Annotated in this window: 18 protein-coding genes; 14 read left to right on the top strand and 4 right to left on the bottom strand. The window is 59.2% G+C overall.

Annotated features, from left to right (window positions below):
• Nucleotides 1-27: 27 nt before the first annotated feature.
• The gene (locus ACR0JF_RS05805; protein WP_170660357.1) at nucleotides 28-375 is read left to right on the top strand and encodes a TfoX/Sxy family protein; all 348 of its coding nucleotides are present in this window, start codon (nucleotides 28-30) and stop codon (nucleotides 373-375) included.
• A gap of 56 nt (nucleotides 376-431) precedes the next feature.
• Here ACR0JF_RS05805 and ndk read toward each other — a convergent pair whose 3' ends face one another.
• Together ndk and ACR0JF_RS05795 are read right to left on the bottom strand one after the other, a co-directional pair.
• Nucleotides 432-854 (bottom strand): nucleoside-diphosphate kinase, encoded by a 423-nt coding sequence (gene ndk, locus ACR0JF_RS05800; protein WP_155143779.1) that lies wholly within the window; start codon nucleotides 852-854, stop codon nucleotides 432-434.
• Nucleotides 855-969: 115 nt separating this feature from the next.
• Nucleotides 970-2172 (bottom strand): multidrug effflux MFS transporter, encoded by a 1203-nt coding sequence (locus ACR0JF_RS05795; RefSeq protein ID WP_170660358.1) that lies wholly within the window; start codon nucleotides 2170-2172, stop codon nucleotides 970-972.
• A gap of 108 nt (nucleotides 2173-2280) precedes the next feature.
• Here ACR0JF_RS05795 and ACR0JF_RS05790 point away from each other — a divergent pair, with 108 nt between their 5' ends.
• From ACR0JF_RS05790 to ACR0JF_RS05765, 6 genes are all read left to right on the top strand, one after another.
• Nucleotides 2281-4134: an ABC-F family ATP-binding cassette domain-containing protein gene (locus ACR0JF_RS05790; protein WP_170660359.1), complete on the top strand. Its 1854-nt coding sequence runs from the start codon at nucleotides 2281-2283 to the stop codon at nucleotides 4132-4134.
• A complete protein-coding gene (locus tag ACR0JF_RS05785) occupies nucleotides 4131-4751 on the top strand; it encodes a MarC family protein (protein ID WP_170469775.1) in 621 nt (206 codons plus the stop codon). The genes ACR0JF_RS05790 and ACR0JF_RS05785 overlap by 4 nt, the downstream gene beginning before the upstream one ends.
• A 39-nt stretch (nucleotides 4752-4790) precedes the next feature.
• Nucleotides 4791-5372: a retropepsin-like aspartic protease family protein gene (locus ACR0JF_RS05780; RefSeq protein ID WP_170660360.1), complete on the top strand. Its 582-nt coding sequence runs from the start codon at nucleotides 4791-4793 to the stop codon at nucleotides 5370-5372.
• A gap of 48 nt (nucleotides 5373-5420) precedes the next feature.
• Nucleotides 5421-6032, top strand: a complete 612-nt coding sequence (locus ACR0JF_RS05775) for a hypothetical protein (protein ID WP_170660361.1) — start codon at nucleotides 5421-5423, stop codon at nucleotides 6030-6032.
• Nucleotides 6033-6092: 60 nt separating this feature from the next.
• Nucleotides 6093-6686, top strand: coding sequence for a YceI family protein (locus ACR0JF_RS05770; protein ID WP_170660362.1), 594 nt, complete (start codon nucleotides 6093-6095; stop codon nucleotides 6684-6686).
• Nucleotides 6687-6769: 83 nt separating this feature from the next.
• Nucleotides 6770-7990 carry an MFS transporter gene (locus tag ACR0JF_RS05765; protein WP_170660363.1) on the top strand — a complete coding sequence of 407 codons (1221 nt, stop codon included), beginning with the start codon at nucleotides 6770-6772 and terminating at the stop codon, nucleotides 7988-7990.
• A 25-nt stretch (nucleotides 7991-8015) separates the two neighbouring features.
• On the opposite strand, the gene ACR0JF_RS05760 is transcribed toward ACR0JF_RS05765, so the two are convergent.
• Nucleotides 8016-8750, bottom strand: a complete 735-nt coding sequence (locus ACR0JF_RS05760) for an OB-fold-containig protein (protein ID WP_170660364.1) — start codon at nucleotides 8748-8750, stop codon at nucleotides 8016-8018.
• A gap of 257 nt (nucleotides 8751-9007) precedes the next feature.
• Between ACR0JF_RS05760 and metG the strand changes: the two genes are divergently transcribed.
• The 3 genes from metG (at nucleotide 9008) to ACR0JF_RS05745 (ending at nucleotide 15293) form a co-directional block, all read left to right on the top strand.
• Entirely contained in the window at nucleotides 9008-10726 is a 1719-nt protein-coding gene (metG, locus tag ACR0JF_RS05755; protein ID WP_170660365.1) for a methionine--tRNA ligase, read from the top strand.
• A gap of 247 nt (nucleotides 10727-10973) precedes the next feature.
• Nucleotides 10974-12152, top strand: a complete 1179-nt coding sequence (locus ACR0JF_RS05750) for an efflux RND transporter periplasmic adaptor subunit (protein WP_170660366.1) — start codon at nucleotides 10974-10976, stop codon at nucleotides 12150-12152.
• Nucleotides 12153-12155: 3 nt separating this feature from the next.
• The gene (locus ACR0JF_RS05745) at nucleotides 12156-15293 is read left to right on the top strand and encodes an efflux RND transporter permease subunit (RefSeq protein WP_170660367.1); all 3138 of its coding nucleotides are present in this window, start codon (nucleotides 12156-12158) and stop codon (nucleotides 15291-15293) included.
• A gap of 36 nt (nucleotides 15294-15329) precedes the next feature.
• Here the strand turns inward: ACR0JF_RS05745 and glpD are convergent, their stop codons facing one another.
• A complete protein-coding gene (gene glpD / locus ACR0JF_RS05740; RefSeq protein WP_170660368.1) occupies nucleotides 15330-16919 on the bottom strand; it encodes a glycerol-3-phosphate dehydrogenase in 1590 nt (529 codons plus the stop codon).
• Nucleotides 16920-17097: 178 nt separating this feature from the next.
• On the opposite strand from glpD, the gene ACR0JF_RS05735 reads away from it, so the two are divergent.
• The 4 genes from ACR0JF_RS05735 to ACR0JF_RS05720 all read left to right on the top strand — a co-directional run bounded on the left by ACR0JF_RS05735 (nucleotide 17098) and on the right by ACR0JF_RS05720 (nucleotide 21068).
• Entirely contained in the window at nucleotides 17098-17862 is a 765-nt protein-coding gene (locus ACR0JF_RS05735; RefSeq protein WP_170660369.1) for a DeoR/GlpR family DNA-binding transcription regulator, read from the top strand.
• A 108-nt stretch (nucleotides 17863-17970) separates the two neighbouring features.
• On the top strand, nucleotides 17971-18327 hold the full coding sequence (locus ACR0JF_RS05730; protein ID WP_170660370.1) for a DUF3302 domain-containing protein: 357 nt from the start codon (nucleotides 17971-17973) through the stop codon (nucleotides 18325-18327).
• Between the two features lie 21 nt (nucleotides 18328-18348).
• Entirely contained in the window at nucleotides 18349-19494 is a 1146-nt protein-coding gene (locus ACR0JF_RS05725; protein ID WP_170638894.1) for an HlyD family secretion protein, read from the top strand.
• An 11-nt stretch (nucleotides 19495-19505) separates the two neighbouring features.
• Nucleotides 19506-21068, top strand: a complete 1563-nt coding sequence (locus tag ACR0JF_RS05720) for an efflux transporter outer membrane subunit (RefSeq protein WP_170660371.1) — start codon at nucleotides 19506-19508, stop codon at nucleotides 21066-21068.
• Nucleotide 21069 lies beyond the last annotated feature (1 nt).

Genomic DNA, 21069 nt, shown 5'->3' with positions numbered 1-21069 from the left:
TCAAAACCGTCCGGCTAAAACCAAGACATGTCTGATCCGATCTCCTCCATCCGCAACCTCGGCCCTGCCTTCGAACAGGCCTGCACCCGCGCGGGCATTCATTCGGCGCAGGAGCTGCGCGAGCTGGGCGCCGACGCTGCCTATGCCAAGCTGTTGGCAGCAGGAACAAAACCGCATTTCATCGGCTACTATGTGCTGGTGATGGGGCTCCAGGGCCGCCCTTGGAACGACTGCAAGGGAGATGAGAAAAAGGCGTTAAGACAAAGGTTTGACACGATCAAATCCGGCACCAAGGCGGCCCCGGAAAGCCAAATGGTCTCAGACCTGGATGCCATCGGAGTACGGGTTGCAGCCCACGATCTGAAGCAGATCTGAAACGAAAAAGGCCGCCCCTAGCAGGAGCGGCCCAATCTGTTCATCAAAGTGGTGGCTTAGCCGACCAGTTCGATGCCCGAGAAGAAGTAGGCGATCTCAACCGCTGCTGTCTCAGGTGCGTCCGAACCGTGGACCGAGTTTTCGCCAACCGACTCAGCGAACTCGGCGCGGATGGTGCCGGCAGCTGCGTCTGCGGGGTTGGTTGCGCCCATGACTTCACGGTTCTTTGCAATGGCGCCTTCGCCTTCCAGAACCTGAACAACGACCGGAGCCGACGACATGAATTCGCACAGTTCGTCATAGAACGGACGCTCGGCGTGGACTTCGTAGAACTTGCCGGCTTGTTCTTTGGTCATGTGGATGCGCTTTTGCGCAACGATGCGCAGGCCCGCCTCTTCGAACTTGGCGTTGATTTTGCCGGTCAGGTTGCGGCGGGTTGCATCGGGTTTGATGATCGAGAATGTGCGTTCCAGTGCCATGTCGGCCTCTCCTTACAATGTGGCGCGGGGCCCGCGCCGAAATACATCGCGCGCCGCCTAACATGGTCTGTGGCTCATGGAAAGTCTTATGATGCCTTGCCCCGCGCTTTGCGGTTCAGATTGTGTCAGGCAAAGGCTCTAGACGGTCGACACGGCGAACGTAGAGCACCGCAAGCAGGCCAATGAAACTGCTGCCACTCATCATGCCCAGAACCAGATACGGGCCGTTTTCGGCGTTGACGAATGTTCCGGTGATGGAGGTCAGCACAGCCCCCAACGCGACGATCATCGCGCCCGAAAGACCTGCGGCGCTGCCTGCCAGTTTCGGGCGCACCGACATGACGCCAGCCGACGCGTTGGCGTTGGTCAACCCGTTGCCAAACCCTACGCAGATGGCCGAACCGAAGAATACCCAGACCGAGCCCATCTGACCCAGAAACAAAAGCAACCCCAGGAAAGGGCCCGTCGAGGCCACAATTCGCCCGATTAGGATCATCGTGGTCAGCCGGGTCCGTGCAGCAATGCGACCGGTGATGAAATTGCCCGCCATGAAGCCGCCGGTGATGATGCCAATGCCTAGACCCAGCATCGCGGGGCTCAGATCGAACCACGCTGCAGCCACTAAGGGCGCACCGGTGATAAAGCTGTAGAACCCCCCAATTGAGAACGCCGCGCATAGGGCATAGCCCCAGAACCTGCGGGCACGGAACAGGTGCGGGTATTCTCTCAGCTGTGCAGCAAACGTTGAGGAGCGATTGGTATTGGTCTCACCCATATCGAACCAAAGCAAGGTCAACAGTCCCGCCCCCAACAGAGAATACAAAACAAACCCGGCCCGCCACCCGAAAAGCATATCAAGCGCCCCGCCCAGCATCGGCCCGAGCATCGGTGCGAGGGCCATCGCCATAGCGACATAGCCAAGTTTGCTGGCGGCTTCATTCGGTGGGTACTGATCCCGGATCGACGCGCTGGACAAGACTGAGCCCGCCACCACAGCGGCTTGCAACAGGCGGAAGCCAAGGAATAGCCAGATCGACTCGGCGAGCGCGCAACCGATTGAAGCGCAAACAAAGATCGTCATAGAGGTCAACAGCACAGGTCTGCGTCCGTAACGATCCGACAGCGGCCCCATGATCAGCTGAAGTACGGCCGAAACCGCAAGATACCCCGCAACTGACAAATTCACGAGACCATAGTCGACCGCGAAATCTTCACTCATATGCGCCAGCGAAGGCAGGAACATATTCAGCGAAAGAACCGACAGCGCCGTAGCAAAGATCAGCGTGATCAAAGTTGGAGGCGTCTGGGCGGCGCGCATGGTCAAAACCGTTTCAAATTGGCAAACGAGAAAGCGCTAACACATCGCTGGTCTGTTGAACATGCTTAGCCGCTGGCGGCGGCATCACGGCTCTGCTAAGAGCGCGTCATGCTACGGATCGAAGACATCACTTACGCCGTTGAGGGCCGCCCTCTGTTCGACGGGGCCAGCGCAACCATCCCGGATGGGCATAAGGTTGGCCTTGTTGGCCGCAATGGCACCGGTAAGACCACCCTCTTCCGCCTGATCCGGGGTGAGTTGGCACTGGAATCGGGCAATATCTCGACCCCGAAACGCGCGCGGATTGGCGGTGTGGCGCAAGAGGTGCCCTCGTCCGACGTGTCGCTGATCAATACCGTTCTGGCCGCCGATACCGAACGCGGCGCCCTGATGGCCGAAGCTGAGACCGCTGAGGACCCCGCCCGCATTGCCGAGATCCAGACCCGTCTGGCCGATATCGACGCCTGGTCGGCCGAGGCGCGCGCGGCCTCGATCCTCAAAGGTCTGGGCTTTGATGACGACGACCAGTTGCGCCCTTGTTCCGATTTCTCGGGCGGTTGGCGGATGCGCGTGGCGCTGGCGGCGGTGCTGTTTTCCCAGCCCGATCTGCTGCTGCTGGACGAACCGACCAACTATCTGGACCTCGAAGGCGCGCTGTGGCTGGAAAGCTATCTGGCGAAATATCCACATACGGTCATTATCATTAGCCACGACCGTGGGCTGTTGAACAGAGCCGTGGGGTCGATCCTGCATCTGGAAGATCGCAAGCTTACCTATTACGCAGTGCCCTACGACAAGTTCGCCGAGCGCCGCGCGGAACGTCTGGCGCAGGCGGAATCCGAGAACGCCAAGGCCAAAGCCCGCATCGCGCATCTGCAAAGCTTTGTGGATCGCTTCCGCTACAAGGCGTCCAAAGCTGTTCAGGCCCAATCCCGCCTGAAGATGATAGAACGCATCCAGCTGGTCTCTACCCCGCAAGAGGCCGCTTTGCGCGCGTTTTCCTTCCCCGAGCCCGAGGAACTGTCGCCGCCCATCATTCAGATCGAAGGTGGTGTAACCGGCTATGGCGAGGTCGAGGTTCTGCGTCGCCTGAACCTGCGCATTGATCAGGACGACCGGATCGCGCTGCTGGGTAAGAACGGTCAGGGTAAATCGACTCTGTCCAAACTCTTGTCAGACCGTCTGCCCCTGATGGCCGGCAAAATGGCCCGCAGTAACAAGCTGCGGATCGGTTACTTCGCGCAGCATCAGGTGGATGAGCTGTATGTGGACGAAACCCCGCTGGACCACTTGCGCCGTCTGCGCCCGGATGAAGCGCCGGGCAAATGGCGCTCGCGCCTGGCCGGGTTTGGCCTGAACGCCGACCAAGCTGAGACAGAGGTTGGCCGCCTGTCCGGTGGGCAAAAAGCCCGCCTGTCGCTGCTGCTCGCCACCATTGATGCGCCGCATATGCTGATCCTCGACGAGCCGACCAACCACCTTGATATCGAAAGCCGCGAGGCGCTGGTTGAGGCGCTGACCGCCTATTCCGGTGCGGTTGTGCTGGTCAGCCACGACATGCACCTGCTGTCTCTGGTAGCAGATCGATTGTGGCTGGTCTCGGACGGGACGGTCAAGCCGTTCGACGACGACCTTGAGGCCTATCGCACCATGCTGCTGGCGCGGGACAAGCCAGTCAAAACAAAGCCGCAGGCTGCAAAGCCCAAACGCCCGTCTCGCGAGGCGATGCTCGCCCTGCGCGCCGATCTACGTAAATGCGAGGACCGGATTGAAAAGCTGACGGATATGCACGAGAAACTCTCGGCCAAGCTGGCGGATCCAGCGCTGTACGAGGATGACAGGATCAACGATCTGGAGACCTGGAACCGCAAATTCGCCGAGGTCTCGGAAGCCATGCAAAAAGCCGAGGCCCTATGGGTGGCCGCAGCGGAACGCCTTGAACAAGCCGAGAATGCCGCATGATGGATCTGGCCTTTTTCATTACAGCCTTCACCACCTTGTTCGTGGTGATCGACCCGTTTGGCACCACGCCGATTTTCGTGGCGCTGACACAGGACATGGATGCGAAGACTCGGCGCAAAACTGCCTTTCGTAGCTGCCTCACTGCCGTCTTTATCTTGATCGCCTTTGCCGCCTTTGGCGAGGCGCTGCTGGGCTTTGTCGGGATCTCAATGGCCGCCTTCCGTGTTGCAGGTGGGGCCTTGCTGTTCCTGACCGCTTTGGACATGCTGTTCGACCGCCGCACCAAACGCCGCGAAGACCGGGCCGAAGAAGAGGAACATCCCGACCCGTCCGTGTTCCCTCTGGCCATTCCGCTTATCGCGGGGCCGGGTTCGATCGCGACGATAATCCTGCTGGCCGGCCAGCATCCCGGCGTGCTGGGCATTGTCGAGGCCTGCATCGTCATGCTGGCGGTTATGTCTGTTGTCCTGATCTTCTTCCTGGCTGGCGGGTTGATCGGCCGCATTCTGGGCAAGACTGGGCTGAACGTTCTGACCCGGCTGCTGGGTATGTTGCTGGCGGCTTTGTCGGTTCAGTTCATTCTGGATGGCCTCAAGGCCTTTGGATTCGCGTCCTGACCCCCCATATACTGCTGTGTAGCGAGTAAGGATTTCGGCATGGACACCGACAATGTAATGCGTTTGGTCTACCTCAGCGTGCTGGGCACAGCTGTTGTGTTCTGGTTCCTGGCACAGAACCGCCAATCGCTGAACAAAACCCTGCAGCAGGTCATGGCCTGGGTGTTCATCTTCGTGGGTGTCGTGGCCGTGGTTGGCCTGTGGGAGGATATCCGCACGACGGTCGGCCCTGCTCCGCAGATGACGGTGACAGGTGAGTCGATCGAGGTCCCCCGCTCGGCGGACGGGCATTACTATCTGCCGGTTCAGGTGAACGGAGAACCGATCACCTTTCTGGTCGATACCGGTGCCAGCCAAATTGTTCTCAGCGACAAAGACGCCAGACGCGCGGGGATCGACCCGAACCAGTTGAACTACTTTGGCCGCGCCCTGACCGCCAATGGAGAGGTCCGGACCGCTCCGGTGCGGCTGGACACGCTGACGGTGGGGCCAATCACCGACCAGAATGTCTCGGCCTGGATCAACGAAGGTGATTTACACAAGTCGCTTCTGGGCATGGACTACCTGCATCGTTTTTCGAACATCCAGTTCACCGATGGACGTATGATCCTTTCGCGCTAGGCATGTGTAGCGCTTGAGAACAAAATGAGAACATGATATGAGTTGCTCATGTCTGTTCAGCTTCTTGGTCAAAAGCCCGCGCGCGCCGCGCCGGGGGTTACGCTACAGGATGGGATCACCCTGCAACTGGGGCGCGTGCATGAAGGCTGCGGCCCCGCGCGGCGCAGCTTTGCCATGTGGTTGGCCGGTCAGATGCAGGGGCCGGTCCTATGGATTTCTCCAGCGTGGGAGCCCGGGCAGCTGAATCCAGACGGGATGATGCCCTTTGCCGATCCCGCCCGGTTCATCTTTGTCCGCCCCACCCGCGCCGAAGACCTGCTGTGGTGCATGGAAGAAGCGCTGCGCAGCGGAGCCATCCCGCTGATCGTCGGGGATCTGCCCGGCGCGCCGGGGCTGACGCCCGTGCGCCGGATGCATCTGGCCGCCGAACAGGGCGGCACCATGGGGCGGGCCCCGCTGGGTCTGCTGCTGACGCCCGGTGATGGAGGCGCGCAAGGGATCGAGACCCGCTGGCACATGGCCGCCGCGCATCAGGGCGAGGCGCGCCGCTGGACCCTGACCCGCCGCCGCGCCCGCGCCCTGCCTCCGGTCAGTTGGATCGCCACGCAGATCAAACCGCGCGTCGGGCTGCAGCTTGACCAGATCGCCGCCGTGGACTGAACACACCTAATCACGCATTTTTTTGTTGGTCCAAGGGGCCGCGCGCCCTAGCGTCCGGTCATGAGAGATTTGAACCGACGTGCCGTTCTTACGGGGCTGGCGACCCTACCATTCGCCCAAACGCTGCATGCAGCGCTCAGCCCCTATGCCCTGTCGGAAAGCGATACGAAGGTTGGTTTCAGCTTCGATCTGTCCGGCGTCGCGCAAAGCGGTACCATGCCGATCCGGACAGCGGATGTTCAAGTGGATACGACCCGCCTGCAAAACAGCCGGGTGCAGGTGGCATTGGACGTGAGCAAAGCCAAGACCCGACTGCCCTTCGCGCGCGCGCCGATGCTCAGCCCCAGTGTTCTGGACGCCGAAAGCCATCCGACCATCACCTTCGTCTCAACCGAGATCGAACTTGGGCAGGATGGGCGCATCTCGGACGGGGCCCGTATCACCGGGGACCTAACAGTTCGGGGGGTGACGCGTCCGATCACATTGCAAGCCAGCCTCTACCGTCCGCAGGGCACAGCGGCGGGTGATCTGGATCGCCTGTCGATCAGCTTGAAGGGCGCGCTGAACCGGCACGACTTTGGCGCCTCGGGCTATCCCGATCTGGTGAATGACACCGTCACACTGGACATTCGAGCCGAGATCAGCCGCCTTTGACCAAAGGCGAAAGTTCAAAAACGACTCCTTGACGTCGATTAGCTACGCGCATTGTCTGAAAGCCTCGCCAAGGTAGAACCATCATGCGCACGATCATTTCCTTTGCCGCCCTGTTCCTTTCTGTCATTCTGCTGCAACTGTCGACCGGCGGCGTTGGGCCGCTCGATGCCATTTCCGGCATCACCCTGAACTTCACCACCGAACAAATCGGTCTGTTGGGCTCGGCGCATTTCATCGGTTTCTTTGTTGGTTGCTGGTGGGCACCGCGCCTGATGGGCAGCGTCGGGCATTCCCGTGCCTTCGCCGTCTGCACAGCGCTGGGCGCGATGGGCCTGATTGGCCATACCCTGACCGAAAACCCCTATGTCTGGGCGTTCCTGAGGATCGCATCCGGCACCTGTGTCGCCGGGTGTTACACGGTGATCGAGGCCTGGCTGAACGCGAAAGTCACCAATGAGACCCGGGGGCGCGCCATGGGCACCTATCGCATCGCCGATATGGGTGCATCGCTGTGCGCGCAGTTGATCATCGCGGTCCTGCCGCCTGCCTCTTACGTCTCGTACAATCTGCTGGCGATCCTGTGTTGTGCCTCCTTGCTGCCGCTGACCCTGACACGCGCCAGCCAACCCGCAACCCCAGACGCTCCGCGCCTGCGCCCCAAATTGGCCTGGCGCAGTTCGCCTCTGGCGGTTGCCGGAGTGATTGTTGCGGCGCTCAGCTCTGCCTCATTCCGTATGGTCGGCCCCGTCTACGGGCAAGAGGTCGGGCTGGGCATTGATCAGATCGCCTTCTTCCTCGCCTCATTTGTTTTGGGTGGCGCGATGGCGCAGTACCCGATGGGATGGCTTGCGGATAAATATGACCGGCGCTGGGTGCTGATCTGGTTGTCTGCCGCTGCGGTTTTGAGTTGTGGAATAACCATGATGGCCAGCAACACTGGGACGCTCGGGGTGATGCTGGCGGCATGGGTGTTCGGGTTCACCACCTTCCCGATCTTCTCGGTCTCTTCGGCCCATGCCAACGACTTTGCCACCACTGAGCAACGAGTCGAGCTGTCTGCGGCGCTGATGTTCTGGTACGCTCTGGGCGCGATTGCCTCGCCCTACATCTCCTCCACGTTGATAGAGAAATTCGGCCCGGGCGCCCTGTTCGCCTTTGTCGCTGTTGGTCATTTGGGTCTGATCGCCTTCGGTCTGGCCCGGATGCGTTCTCGCCCCACCCCAGAGGAGCGAACGAACTATGTCTATGCCCCCAGAACATCCTTCACGATTGGGCGTTTGTTGAAACGCTCGCGCGAGGAATAGAGGCAGCGACGAGACACCCTTGGTGCTATGGTTCTACGGATTGGAGATCTGTTCTATCGGACAGTCCGACCAGCACGAAACGGTCAAGGAATCTGTCCCGCAGAACAAGAACGTCCGTGCCTTGCTCAAGCGTGTCCCGGTCCTGCAACGGCTCTGCCTTCACATAATGCGCATTGCCGAACCGATCCATGACACGCACCTCAGCCGGTCGTCCGCGCGACGCAGAGCCTTGGGTCACTACCCCCCTGCGCCGTGCCAGCTCCCGTTCAGGCATTCCGTCCGTTTTGGTTTTTGTCAACAAACGAGTAAAAACCGGGCCGAAACCGCGCGCAAACCAAAGGCTAAAAATACCCGCCGGGATGGTGGCCAACCCAACAGGCCAATCAGAGCCCAACAGATCCTCGACGATCAGTTGAACGCCAATCCCAGACATCGCAAAACCGGCCAACAAGACCACCAGCCAGATCATGACCGGCACATCGCCAATCCCCAACCGCGTCAGAGTTCCTGTTGCAGAGGCCGCCGGAGCCTCGGCCTCAATCTCGGCCAGTTCCAACGCACTCAGATCAATGCCAGCTTCGATATCGAGATCGAAATCCGCAACACTCAGACCGGGGGCCTTTAGTTCGACCAGACCTTCGCTTGCCAGAAGACTTCCACCAAAAAGCGCGGCGATGACCTCGCCCCCCAACAGGCCAAACAGCAGCGCAAGCGCCATAGTAAAGGGCGTTAATGCGCTTTGGAGAAGAAAATCGAACATAAACAAATACCATGAAATCGAAGTTCTTTCGCCTGAAAAGGGCGCAGAACGTCGTGCAACAATAAATCAAAAGGCCGAAATTAAATTGGCCACCAAAAGGGTATCGCGCGCCCTTGCCCGAATACAATCGACAATTTGGTCGTGGGGCCTTTTTTCACCGCAACCATGGTTTTCGTGCCATCCATGACAAACCCGGTCTTTTGCTGACCGGTTACATAAGGTAGACGGGCGCGCAGACAGTTACGTGGACACGCAAAATGGCTCGGATTCTCATCACTTCGGCGATCCCCTACATCAACGGGATCAAGCACCTCGGCAACCTGATCGGCTCGCAATTGCCTGCCGACCTGTACGCACGTTACCAGCGTGGCCGTGGGAACGAGGTCATGTTCCTGTGCGCCACTGACGAACACGGCACCCCGGCTGAGCTGGCCGCTGCCAAAGCGGGCAAGCCCGTCGCCGAGTATTGCGCCGATATGTATGCCGTGCAGGCCGATATCGCCAAACGCTTTGGCCTGAGCTTCGATCACTTTGGACGCTCGTCCAGCGAACAGAACCGCCACCTGACGCAGCACTTCGCTGGCAAGTTGGATGAGGCCGGTCTGATCCGTGAGGTCAGTGAAAAACAGGTCTACTCGAATGCCGATGGCCGGTTCCTGCCTGACCGCTATATCGAGGGCACCTGCCCCAACTGCGGCTACGACCGCGCGCGGGGTGACCAGTGCGAGAACTGCACCAAGCAATTGGACCCGACGGACCTGATCGAACCTCGCAGCGCCATCAGCGGCTCGACCGACCTTGAGGTGCGCGAGACCAAGCACTTGTATCTGCGCCAATCGGCGATGAAGGATCAGCTGGATGCCTGGATCGACAGCAAGACCGATTGGCCGATCCTGACCACATCCATTGCCAAGAAATGGCTGCACGACGGAGATGGCCTGCAGGATCGCGGCATTACCCGCGATCTGGACTGGGGTGTTCCGGTCAAGAAAGGCGATCAGGACTGGCCTGGGATGGAGGGCAAGGTCTTCTATGTCTGGTTCGACGCGCCGATCGAATACATCGCCTGCGCCAAGGAATGGGCCGACGCCAATGGCAAGACGGATGCAGATTGGGAACGCTGGTGGCGCACGGACAAGGGCGCGGAAGACGTGCGTTACGTGCAGTTCATGGGCAAGGACAATGTCCCCTTCCATACGCTGTCCTTCCCGGCAACTATTCTCGGCTCAGGCGAGCCCTGGAAGATGGTCGATTACATCAAGTCGTTCAACTACCTCAACTTTGACGGTGGCCAATTCTCGACCAGCCAGGGCCGTGGCGTCTTCATGGACCAGGCGCTGGACATCCTTCCGGCCGACTACTGGCGCTGGTGGCTGCTGAGCCACGCGCCCGAAAGCAGCGACAGCGAATTCACCTGGGAGAACTTCCAGCAATCGGTCAACAAGGACCTGGCCGACGTGCTGGGCAATTTCGTCAGCCGCATCACCAAGTTCTGCCGCTCGAAATTTGGCGAAGCCGTGCCCGAAGGCGGTACATTTGGCACGCGCGAACAAGAGCTTATCGCGGACATCACTCGCCGCGTTCGCGCCTATGAAGGCCACATGGAGGCGATGGAAGTCCGCAAATCCGCGCAAGAGCTGCGGGCGATCTGGGTGGCCGGTAACGAATACCTGCAATCCGCAGCCCCGTGGTCGACTTTCAAGGAAGACCCCGAGCAAGCGGCCGCACAGGTACGCCTTGGTCTCAACCTGATCCGCCTCTATGCGGTTTTGAGCGCGCCCTTTATTCCCGACGCTTCAGCCAAGATGCTGAGTGCAATGAATACGCTGGATACAAGCTGGCCCGAAGATGTCGAGGCCGCGCTGAACGCCCTGCCCGCAGGTCATGCGTTCTCGGTACCTGATGTCCTGTTCGCCAAGATCGCCGACGAGGACCGTGAAGAGTGGCAGGAGAAATTTGCGGGTACGCGCGACTGACACAAGCTGCATGAAGTTCTGAAACGGGGGCCTCGACGGCCCCCTTTCTATTGGGGCCTGCAATCTGCACGACACCCGTAAACCGGCCTGGTTGCACGGGATTTTCGCTACCCGCCAACCACTCCACCCCTTCAATCACCTTGAGATATATTTGCAAAACGGCCATCCTGCCCTCAAGTTCTGCCGACTCGTCGCTTTTTAAGGCTGCGAATAGGCTCAGTTTTTTGAAATGTATGAGGCTTTTGACATGTCCGTCGCTCTGAAGCAGCCCCGCAACCGGTCTCGTGGTGCTGTCACCGCACTGTGCCGCCCTCTGGTCATTTTGTCATGCATCGGTTTTGGCTATCCGGCACTTGCGCAAGAAGAAAGTGAAGCACCCGCCGCAAAAGTGTCGATTGCCGCAGCCTACACCGAAGAGATCACCGATGAGGCAAGCTTCATCGGCCGTGCAGAAGCCATTAATAAGGTCGACATTGTCGCGCGCGTCAGCGGGTTCCTAGATAGTCAGGAGGTCGAAGATGGCGCTCTAGTGACCGAGGGCGATCTTCTGTTCAAGATCGAACCGGACCTCTATGAGGCGACGCTTGAGGCCCGCAAAGCAGATCTTGATCGCGCCGAAGCTAATTTGGAGCTGGCCAAGGTCGATCTGGCGCGGAAAGAGGAGCTGTTCCGGCGTGATGCAACGCCAGAGTCGGAACGCGACATCGCGCGCGCCAACGAACTTGTCGCCGAGGCCGAGGTCAAAGCCGCAAACGCCGCCATTCAACAGGCGGAGCTGGACCTCAGTTATACCGAGATCCACGCGCCCTTTACCGGTCGCCTCGGTCGGGTCACCACGAGCGTAGGCGACGTGGTTGGCCCCACGAACCCACCGCTAGTCAACTTGGTCAGCGAAGCGCCAATCTACGTGAATTTCTCCTTGAATGAGAAACAGTTTACCTCGGTTCTTCAACAGGTTGGTGAAAGTGCTGCCTCTCTGGCAGAAAGCAACAAAAGCCCCAATGTGCATGTCATTTTGCCGAACGGAACCGAGCTGGATGAAACCGGTGAGATCGTCTTTGTCGACAACCGCATCGACCCGCTGACCGGCGCCATTACGGTGCGGGCCGAGTTTGAAAACGCAGATCGCCTGATCATCGACGGCGCGTTTGTGAATGTTCAGATCGAGGCGCTGGAGCCAACCCTGCAGGTTCTGATCCCTCAGGCCGCGTTGCAGCGTGACCAGCGCGGCGAGTTCGTACTGGTCGTCAACGACCAACAGATGGTCGAGCAGCGATATATCACGACCGGCGACTCCGTGGGCACGGCCATCATCGTCTCAGAAGGTCTGCGCGAAGGTGAAAGCGTGATTGTCGAGGGCCTGCAACGCGTGCGGCCCGGCGTGGCGGTGGACGCGGTTGTTGCGTCCGAGCAGCCGGGAGAATAAGGCATGTTCTCAGCCCTGTTCATCAGCCGGCCGAAGCTGGCGCTTGTCATTTCTCTCGTCCTGACGATCATGGGCAGTATCGGCTATATGGTTCTGCCGGTCGCCCAGTTCCCGGACATTACACCTCCGGTGGTCAGCGTCTCGACCACCTATACCGGCGCCAATGCCGAGACCGTGGAAAACACCGTCGCCGCGCCCATCGAGGCGCAGGTCAATGGTGTGGACGACATGATCTACATGACGTCGACCTCATCCGACAACGGCTCCTATTCGTTGAACGTTACCTTTGAGGTCGGCACTGACCCCGATATCGCCTCGGTTAACGTGCAGAACCGCGTGGCGCAGGCCATGTCGTCACTTCCGTCCGAGGTAACCTCATCCGGCGTGGTGACGCAAAAGGCGTCAACCAACATGCTGTTGCTGGTCACTCTGACCTCGCCCAACGGGACCTATGACAGTGTGTTTCTGTCCAACTATGCCTCGATCAACCTGAAAGACGCTCTGGCGCGGGTTCAAGGTGTGGGTAAGGCGGATGTTCTGACCAATCTGGAATATGCCATGCGGATCTGGATGGATCCCGACCAGATGGCCGCTCTGTCGATCACGCCCGGCGATGTGATCAATGCCATTCGCGAACAGAATATCGAAGTCTCCGCAGGCTCCATCGGTGCGCCTCCGGTGCCCGAGGGACAGACCTTTCAATACACGATCAAAACCAAGGGCCGCCTGACATCGGCCGAAGAGTTCGGCGACATCGTAATTCGAACGGGTGACGCTGGTTCTATTGTGCGCGTACGTGACATTGGACGCGTTGAATTGGGCGCCGAATACTATGCGGCGTCAGGCTATTTCGATGCGGTGCCAGCGACCGTGATCGGCATCTATCAAGCCCCCGGTGCCAACGCGCTTGCTGTGTCCGAGCGAGTGCAGGCCGAGCTTGACCGCCTCTCCCGGTCCTTCCCCACAGACGTGGAATACAGTGTCCCCTTCAACACCACCGACTTTGTCGAAGCCTCGCTGAACGATGTGGTCTCGACACTTATCCTGACCTTCATTCTGGTGATCTCGGTCGTGTTCGTGTTCCTGGGCAGTTGGCGAGCAACGATCATTCCAGCGGTGGCGATCCCGGTCTCATTGATCGGGACATTCGCCTTCCTACTGGCCTTCGGAATGTCGCTGAACACGATTTCGCTTTTCGCCTTGGTTCTGGCCATCGGGATCGTGGTGGATGACGCCATCGTGGTTGTCGAAAACGTCGAGCGGATCATCGCGGATGAGGGGCTGCCCCCTGCCGAGGCGACCCGCAAGGCGATGGGCCAGATCACCGGTCCTGTCATCGCAACAACGTTGGTTCTGCTGGCCGTGTTCGTACCGGTGACCTTCATGCCTGGCATCTCTGGAAGGCTCTATTCGCAGTTTGCAGTGACCATTTCGACGGCGGTTGTGATCTCGTCCATCAACGCTCTGACCCTGTCGCCTGCCCTGTGTGGCTTGGTTCTACGCGCACGCTCCGGCCCGCCCAAAGGGCTGCTGGCGCTGTTCGAAGGGCTGATCGGGACCGTCCGAAACGGCTATGTCGCCATCGTGCGTAAATTGCTGATCCTGCCGATTGTCGCTCTGGGTGTGATTGTCGCCTTGGGTATGGGAACCGGGACGATTATGTCCAACACCTCCAGCGGGTTTATCCCGCTTGAGGACAATGGCTATCTGTTCGTGGATATCCAACTGCCCGATGCGGCAACGTTGGAACGGACCGAGACGATCTCGGCCCGTGTGGACGAACAGATCCGCGAAATTCCGGGCGTTGCCAGCACCGTTCTGATCAACGGCTTCTCGCTGCTGAACGGCACCACGACCAACGGCGCGGCTATCTTCGTAAACCTCGAAAACTGGGCCGACCGGCAGGAAGAAGACCTGAGTGCGGACGCCATCCTCGCCAAGGTGCTTGCGATTGCGAACGGTGAATCCGCGGCCTCGATTGTGGCCTTCAACCCGCCGCCCATTCAGGGCCTCGGCATGTCGGCCGGTGTCGAGATGGAGGTGCAGCAGACCGGTGGCGGCACACCTCAGGATCTGGCTTCGGCTGTTGGCTCGTTCGTTTACGCGGCGAACCAACGGCCCGAGATCGGCCAATCATACACCACATTCCGCGCCAACGTTCCGCAGCTTTTTGTTGATCTGGATCGTGAAAAGGCCAAGACCCTGCAGGTCTCGGTCGCCGAGATTTTCCAGACGATGCAGGCGCAGCTGGGGTCCTACTACGTGAACGACTTCAACCTGTTCGGCCGTGTCTACCGCGTGATGATTCAGGCTGATGGTACCTATCGCGACAATGTCGAGGATATCTCGAACCTCTATGTCCGCTCGCAACAGGGTGAGATGGTGCCTCTGGGCACGTTGATTGACGTCGAAAACGTGTTGGGACCGGTCTTGCTGAAGCGGCACAACCTGTTCCGGTCGGCAACGGTGACGGCGGTGCCCGCTCCGGGTCTGTCCACGGGTGACGCGATCAATGTGATGACCGAGGAATCGGCAACCGCCCTGCCGCCCGGGTATGCGTTCGAATGGACCGGCACGGCCCAGCAACAGCTGGCCTCGGGCGGTCTGGTCATCGTCATCCTTGGGCTGGCGATCCTGTTTGGCTACCTGTTCCTTGTTGGCCAATACGAAAGCTGGACCTTGCCGGTGTCGATCTTGCTTTCGGTGATTGTCGCCCTGTTCGGTGCGGTCGCGGCCGTGGCGATCGTGGGCAGTGACATCAACCTCTATACGCAGATCGGGATGATCATGCTGGTGGGGCTTGCCTCAAAGAACGGCATTCTGATCGTTGAGTTCGCGATGGAGCAACGCGCCAAAGGCCTTTCGATCAAGGACGCCGCAGCCGAGGCCGCCTATCAGCGCTTCCGGGCCGTGATGATGACGGCGCTATCCTTCCTTCTGGGGGTTGTTCCGCTGCTAGCCGCCAATGGCGCGGGGGCGGCGAGCCAGAAGGCCATTGGTGTCGCCGTGTTCGGCGGCATGTTGGCCGCCACACTGGTCGGCGTGATCCTTGTGCCAGTCCTCTACGCCCTGATGCAGGGGCTGCGAGAATGGATCAAGGGTAGCAAGAATGATCCCGGCCCGTCCGAGGAAACCGCTTAAGATAAAGCCCCGCCAAATCGGCGGGGCTTTTTGTTTTCAAGCTGCGTCGTCCGTTTTCAAACGCTCTGACATCCACTGGTCAATGCGCGCGATCTGGTCAGCACTCAACCGCAGGCCCAGCTTGTTGCGACGCCAGACCACGTCCTCGGCGCTGCGGGCGTATTCTTTGTCCATCAGCCATTCGAGTTCTCGCGCGGTGAGGGTTGCACCGAAGTCTTCACCCAAATCAGCGACGTCTTTTGCCTCCCCCAACACGGTACGCGCCTCTGTCCCGTATGCGCGGATCAGACGAGCCGCCCATTTTTCAGTGAGGAACGGATAGTCCTGGATCAACGCCTGCTTAAGGTCCTGCACGCCATCGACGGGAAAGTTTCCACCAGGCAAAGACACGCCCGCTGTCCAGGGTCCGGGAAGGTTCGGAAAGTGTTCGGCAACTTTCTCAAGCGCGCTTTCCGCCAGACGACGGTAGGTCGTGATCTTGCCTCCGAACACGTTCAAAACAGGCGCTCCACCCTGCGCATCAACCTTCAATGTATAGTCCCGCGTCGCCGCCGTCGCGCTGCTGGCCCCATCATCATAGAGCGGCCGTACGCCAGAATAGGTCCAGACGATATCGTCTTGCGTCACCGGTTTCTTGAAATACTTGGTTGCGAACTCGCATAGGTATTTCTGCTCGGCCTCGGTGCAGACCGGAGGCTCAGAGGGATCCGAATGGTCCTGATCCGTCGTACCGATCAGGGTAAAATCCTGCTCGTAAGGAATGGCAAAGATAATGCGGCCATCTTCGCCTTGGAAGAAGTAACACTTTTCGTGATCGTAGAGCTTCTTTGTCACGATGTGACTGCCGCGCACCAGACGAACCCCCTCGCGCGAGTTCACCCGAATCTTGGTCTGGATGATATCCCCTACCCACGGACCGCCTGCATTGATCAGCATTCTCGCACGGATCAGTTGGCTTTCCCCGGTCGGCCGGTCGCGGATGGTGATATGCCACAACTCGTCAACACGCTCGGCTGAGACAACTTCGGTCCGCACCATGATCCGCGCACCACGGGATTCGGCGTCGCGCGCATTGAGCACCACCAGCCGCGCATCTTCAATCCAGCAGTCCGAGTATTCATAGGCTGTTTCGAACTTATCCTGCAAAGGACCACCTTCCGGAGCGCTGCGCAGATCCAGCGACTTCGTTCCCGGCAAAATTTTACGCCCCCCAAGGTTGTCGTACATGAACAGACCCAGACGGATCAGCCACGCGGGGCGACGCCCGCGCATCCAGGGCATGACGGTGCTGAGCAGCTTCGATGTCGGCGTCTCAGAATCAAAGCGCATGTCCTTGTGATAGGGCAGCACAAAGCGCATCGGCCAACTGACATGAGGCATAGCGCGCAATAGTGTCTCACGCTCGATCAGCGCCTCGCGCACCAGCCGGATCTCAAAATACTCCAGATAGCGCAGTCCGCCATGAAACAGCTTGGTCGAGGCTGACGACGTTGCCGAAGCGAGATCATTCATCTCGGCCAAGGTGACAGACAGACCCCGGCCCGCCGCATCCCGCGCGATGCCGCATCCGTTGATCCCGCCGCCGATGATGAACAGGTCGCTGATCTGATCGTCCGTCGCTTGCATGGCTTGTGATTCCCTATCCAATCTGGTTGTGCGCATTAATCAGCACTGCATTCGCACAATCAACGTTTATGTTCGTTTATTTTCGTTTTGCAACACAAATATGAAAATTCTGCATAGCGGCTTGCTTATTTTAGTCAAAAGAAGAAAAACGAAAGCAGCAAACCTGAATGGGATCCATATGTCGCTCTCTTTCCGCCAATCCGACATTCTTGAGATCGCCAGCACCGAGGGCCGCGTTACCGTCGATGGTTTGGCCGAGCGGTTTGGCGTGACGGTCCAGACTATCCGCCGGGACCTGTCCGAGCTGGCTGATGCCGGCAAGCTGGACCGCGTCCACGGCGGGGCTGTCCTACGCTCCGGAGTTTCAAATATCGGGTATGAGGACCGCCGCACTCTGAATGCAGACGCCAAGGTCAGAATGGCGAAGGCCTGCGCCAATGACATTCCGGACGGCGCGTCGGTCTTCATGAATATCGGCACCTCAACCGAGGCCGTGGCGCGGCAGTTGCTAAACCACAAGGACCTGATGGTGGTGACCAACAATACGAACGTCGCCAATATTCTCGTCGAAAACCCGGATTGCGAGATTGTTGTGGCCGGTGGTGTCCTGCGCCGCTCGGACGGAGGGTTGGTGGGCAATCTTACCGTCTCGACCATCCGTCAGTTCAAGTTTGACTATTCGGTGATCGGCTGTTCCGCGCTGGACCCCGATGGTGATCTGCTGGATTTCGATTTTCAGGAAGTCCATGTCAGCCAGACGATCATCGCGCAGGCCCGACGCACACTGCTGGTGGCCGACCACTCAAAATTCCAGCGACTTGCCCCTGCCCGCATCACTTCCCTGGCCAAGATTGATGGCTTCTACACCGATCAACCGCTCACCCCCGATCTCTCGGCAAAATGTGCCGAATGGGGCACGGGGTTGATTGTCTGTCCTGACTGATCCGCCGTGTCTCAACCACGGAAACGTCAGGTCCCAACACAAAGTCATTGACGAGACAGGGGCCTACGTCTGAGGATGAGATAACCTTCCCGACAGGAGGCATCGAGCATGGGACTTTTGGGGCAGCCGCTAGGCTACTACGACTATCTGACATTCGTGGCACTGATCCTGCTTCTGGCAGCGGTGATGGCACTGTTTCTTTTTCTTATGGGGCTGCCCGGACGGATCGCGATCAAGCGCAATCATCCACATGCCGAAGCGGTCAAGATCATGGGATGGATGGGTTTTTTGGCCGTTGTCCCGTGGGTTCATGCCTTCATGTGGGCGTTCCACGATGGCGTGACGGTCGACATGCGACGCGGTCCGGAGGAGGAGAAAGACGCTATCCGCAAGGATATCGAACGCCTGGGCGGTACGGTCAAAGAAGAATACCAGGCTGCGCCTGACGAAACGAAGAAAAGCTAAGGCCAAAGGAAAAACTCAGACATGTTCGTCGCCCTCGGCATTACGCTGTTCTACATCATTTTCGTCTGGTTCATCTTCTTCAAAATGGAGTGGCTCAAGTTCAACATTGCCTGGGGAATTGTCTCGTTCTGGGTTGGGGCACATTTGCTGCTGATCTTCCTGGTCGCGCTGCGCTTCTTTCAGCCCTTCTCGGTCGACAGCCATGTGGTGCGATCGACAATTCAGATCGTGCCAAAACTAACCCAGCCGACGATTCTGACCGAAGTCTTAGTCGAGCCGAACACTCAGATCACCAAGGGCGACCCGCTCTATCGTTTTGACGACACCGTCTTTTCGCTGGCCGTCGACAATGCCAAGGCACAACTGGTTGCTGCCGAGCAGAATGCCAAGATTTTGGAACAGGACGTCATTGCCAAAACCGAAGCCGTCGAGCGCGCCAATGCGCAACTGGCCTACGCGTTGACCGAACAGGCGCGGTACGAAAATCTGGTGCCAGCGGGCGGTGCGCGTCAGGATGAGTTGGATCGCTGGAACGAACAGGTATCCGAGGACACCGCCTCGGTCAAACAGGCGGAAGCCAATCTTGAGAAAGCAAATTTGGCACTGGCCTCGCAGATTGATGGCGTGAACACGGGCATCCTGCAGGCACAGGCGCAGCTGTCCGAGGCCCAGTATTTTCTGGACAACACCACGATCTACGCACCGGAAAACGGCATGATCGTCTCACAACAGGCCCGTCCGGGTTTGGTGGTGGGTGACATTCGTCTGGGTGCGATAGCCAGTTTCGTCACCGAAGACAGCCCCTATCTTCTGGCAACCTTCCGCCAGCAGAACCTGAAATTTGTTGAAGTAGGCCAAGAGGTTGAAGTCGCCTTGGACCTCTATCCCGGTGAAATCCTAACCGGCAAGGTCGAGGCGATTTGGTGGGCCACCCGTCAAGGCCAGTACCTGCCCTCGGGCCGCCTGCCCGGCTTTGAGCTGCCCAAGCTACCCGGTCGAATTGCTGTTCAGATCACCGTCGATCTGCCGGAGGAGCACATCCTGCCCGCTGGCGGTCATGCCGCCGTGGCGATCTACACCGGTCAGGGCAAAAGCTTCGAGTTTCTGCGGCGCATCAACATCCGCCTGTATTCCTTCGCCAATTTCATTCGACCGCTAGACATTTGAGGACGCGCATCATGACACGGGCCACGCCCTTTCGACACTTGATGGGAACAGCCCTCTGCGCCGCGTTTCTGACGGCCTGCGCGCCGGTTGGTCCTGATTTCGTGCGTCCGGACTCTCCGGTCGTGAAACAATGGATCGAGGTGAACAGCCCCAGCACCGGGCAAAGCGGCCTTACCTCACGCAGCGCGCCGGTCGTGAAATGGTGGGAGACGTTCAATGACCCCACTCTCAACAGACTAATCGCTGAGGCCTATGCCCAAAACCTGTCTCTGCAGGTCGCTGGCGCGCGGGTTTTGCAGGCGCGGGCACAGTTGGGTATCGCCTTTGGCGAGTTGTATCCGCAGTCACAGGTGCTTGGGGCCTCAACCGAGCGGCGGCAGATCAGCGACAATCTTGGCCCAATCGCCGATATCAACCGGATCATTCCGCTGGATACCGAATTCTCGACCTCTCAGGCCGGGTTTGATGCGCAGTGGGAATTGGACGTCTGGGGTGCTCAAAGGCGCGGTGTTCAGGCGGCGCGGTCGAACTTGGCGTTGCAGGTGGCGAACTATGATGACGCACTGGTGACGCTGACGGGTGACGTCGCAGCGCTCTACGTCAACATCCGCGCCTTGCAGGAGTCGCTGGGCGTCGCGCGCGAGAACATCAAGCTACAGCAGGAATCGGCAGACCTGACCCAATTGCGGTTCAACAACGGGGTCACCACCGAGTTAGACGTGCAGGAATCCACCGCTCTGCTGAACAATACCAAGGCCCTCGTGCCCGAGCTTGAGAGCGATCTTCAGCAAACCAAGAACGCACTGGCCGTTTTGCTGGGAACCACCCCGTCGCGTATGTCGAGCCTTCTGGGCAATTCCGGTCGCATCCCCTCGGCCCGGTCCAACGTGGCCGTCGGTGTCCCTGCTGAGCTGCTTCGCCGTCGTCCGGACGTGAGAGCTGCCGAGCTGGCCGCAGCCACGCAATCGGCCGAGGTCGGCATTGCCATGGCGGATCTCTATCCGCAGTTTATTCTGTCCGGCTCGGTCGGGTTGCAGGCCTCGGGCGGACGGAACCTGTTCAGCTCGAACAGCACTACGGGCCTTGCCAGTGCTGGGGTTGTTTGGAACGTACTGAACTATGGCCGCATCAAGAACAACGTCCGGGCGCAGGATGCCGCCTATCAGGCGCTGATCGCCAACTACCAAAACACCGTTCTGACTGCTTATTCCGAGGTCGAAAGCGCCATGGTTGCCTATGCACAGGCACGCAAGCAGGTCGGGTTCTATCAGCAAAGCGTCGATGCTTCTCGCAAGGCGGCAGAGATCGCCGTCAATCAGTACACCGACGGGATCGCCGACTACTCCCGCATATTGAACACGCAGACGGCCCTGTTGCGGTCTCAGGCCAATCTGATCGAGGCGCGCCAACAGGTCTCAAGCAATCTGGTCGCCGTTTACAAAGGCCTCGGAGGCGGTTGGCAAATTCGCGAGAACAGAGAGTTCCTGCCCGACACCGTTCTGGCCGAGATGGCCTACCGCACCGATTGGGGCGACCTGCTGCAGGAAACACCAACCCGCGCTAGCTTGAACTAGA

The organism is Ruegeria sp. BG11 (assembly GCF_056538565.1).
This window is presented reverse-complemented; position numbering and strand designations above follow the sequence as displayed.

Coding starts and splice junctions, on each gene's coding strand:
- ACR0JF_RS05805 (WP_170660357.1), top strand. CDS start 28: ATGTCTGATCCGATCTCCTCCATCCGCAACCTCGGCCCTGCCTTCGAA.
- ndk (WP_155143779.1), bottom strand. CDS start 854: ATGGCACTGGAACGCACATTCTCGATCATCAAACCCGATGCAACCCGC.
- ACR0JF_RS05795 (WP_170660358.1), bottom strand. CDS start 2,172: ATGCGCGCCGCCCAGACGCCTCCAACTTTGATCACGCTGATCTTTGCT.
- ACR0JF_RS05790 (WP_170660359.1), top strand. CDS start 2,281: ATGCTACGGATCGAAGACATCACTTACGCCGTTGAGGGCCGCCCTCTG.
- ACR0JF_RS05785 (WP_170469775.1), top strand. CDS start 4,131: ATGATGGATCTGGCCTTTTTCATTACAGCCTTCACCACCTTGTTCGTG.
- ACR0JF_RS05780 (WP_170660360.1), top strand. CDS start 4,791: ATGGACACCGACAATGTAATGCGTTTGGTCTACCTCAGCGTGCTGGGC.
- ACR0JF_RS05775 (WP_170660361.1), top strand. CDS start 5,421: ATGTCTGTTCAGCTTCTTGGTCAAAAGCCCGCGCGCGCCGCGCCGGGG.
- ACR0JF_RS05770 (WP_170660362.1), top strand. CDS start 6,093: ATGAGAGATTTGAACCGACGTGCCGTTCTTACGGGGCTGGCGACCCTA.
- ACR0JF_RS05765 (WP_170660363.1), top strand. CDS start 6,770: ATGCGCACGATCATTTCCTTTGCCGCCCTGTTCCTTTCTGTCATTCTG.
- ACR0JF_RS05760 (WP_170660364.1), bottom strand. CDS start 8,750: ATGTTCGATTTTCTTCTCCAAAGCGCATTAACGCCCTTTACTATGGCG.
- metG (WP_170660365.1), top strand. CDS start 9,008: ATGGCTCGGATTCTCATCACTTCGGCGATCCCCTACATCAACGGGATC.
- ACR0JF_RS05750 (WP_170660366.1), top strand. CDS start 10,974: ATGTCCGTCGCTCTGAAGCAGCCCCGCAACCGGTCTCGTGGTGCTGTC.
- ACR0JF_RS05745 (WP_170660367.1), top strand. CDS start 12,156: ATGTTCTCAGCCCTGTTCATCAGCCGGCCGAAGCTGGCGCTTGTCATT.
- glpD (WP_170660368.1), bottom strand. CDS start 16,919: ATGCAAGCGACGGACGATCAGATCAGCGACCTGTTCATCATCGGCGGC.
- ACR0JF_RS05735 (WP_170660369.1), top strand. CDS start 17,098: ATGTCGCTCTCTTTCCGCCAATCCGACATTCTTGAGATCGCCAGCACC.
- ACR0JF_RS05730 (WP_170660370.1), top strand. CDS start 17,971: ATGGGACTTTTGGGGCAGCCGCTAGGCTACTACGACTATCTGACATTC.
- ACR0JF_RS05725 (WP_170638894.1), top strand. CDS start 18,349: ATGTTCGTCGCCCTCGGCATTACGCTGTTCTACATCATTTTCGTCTGG.
- ACR0JF_RS05720 (WP_170660371.1), top strand. CDS start 19,506: ATGACACGGGCCACGCCCTTTCGACACTTGATGGGAACAGCCCTCTGC.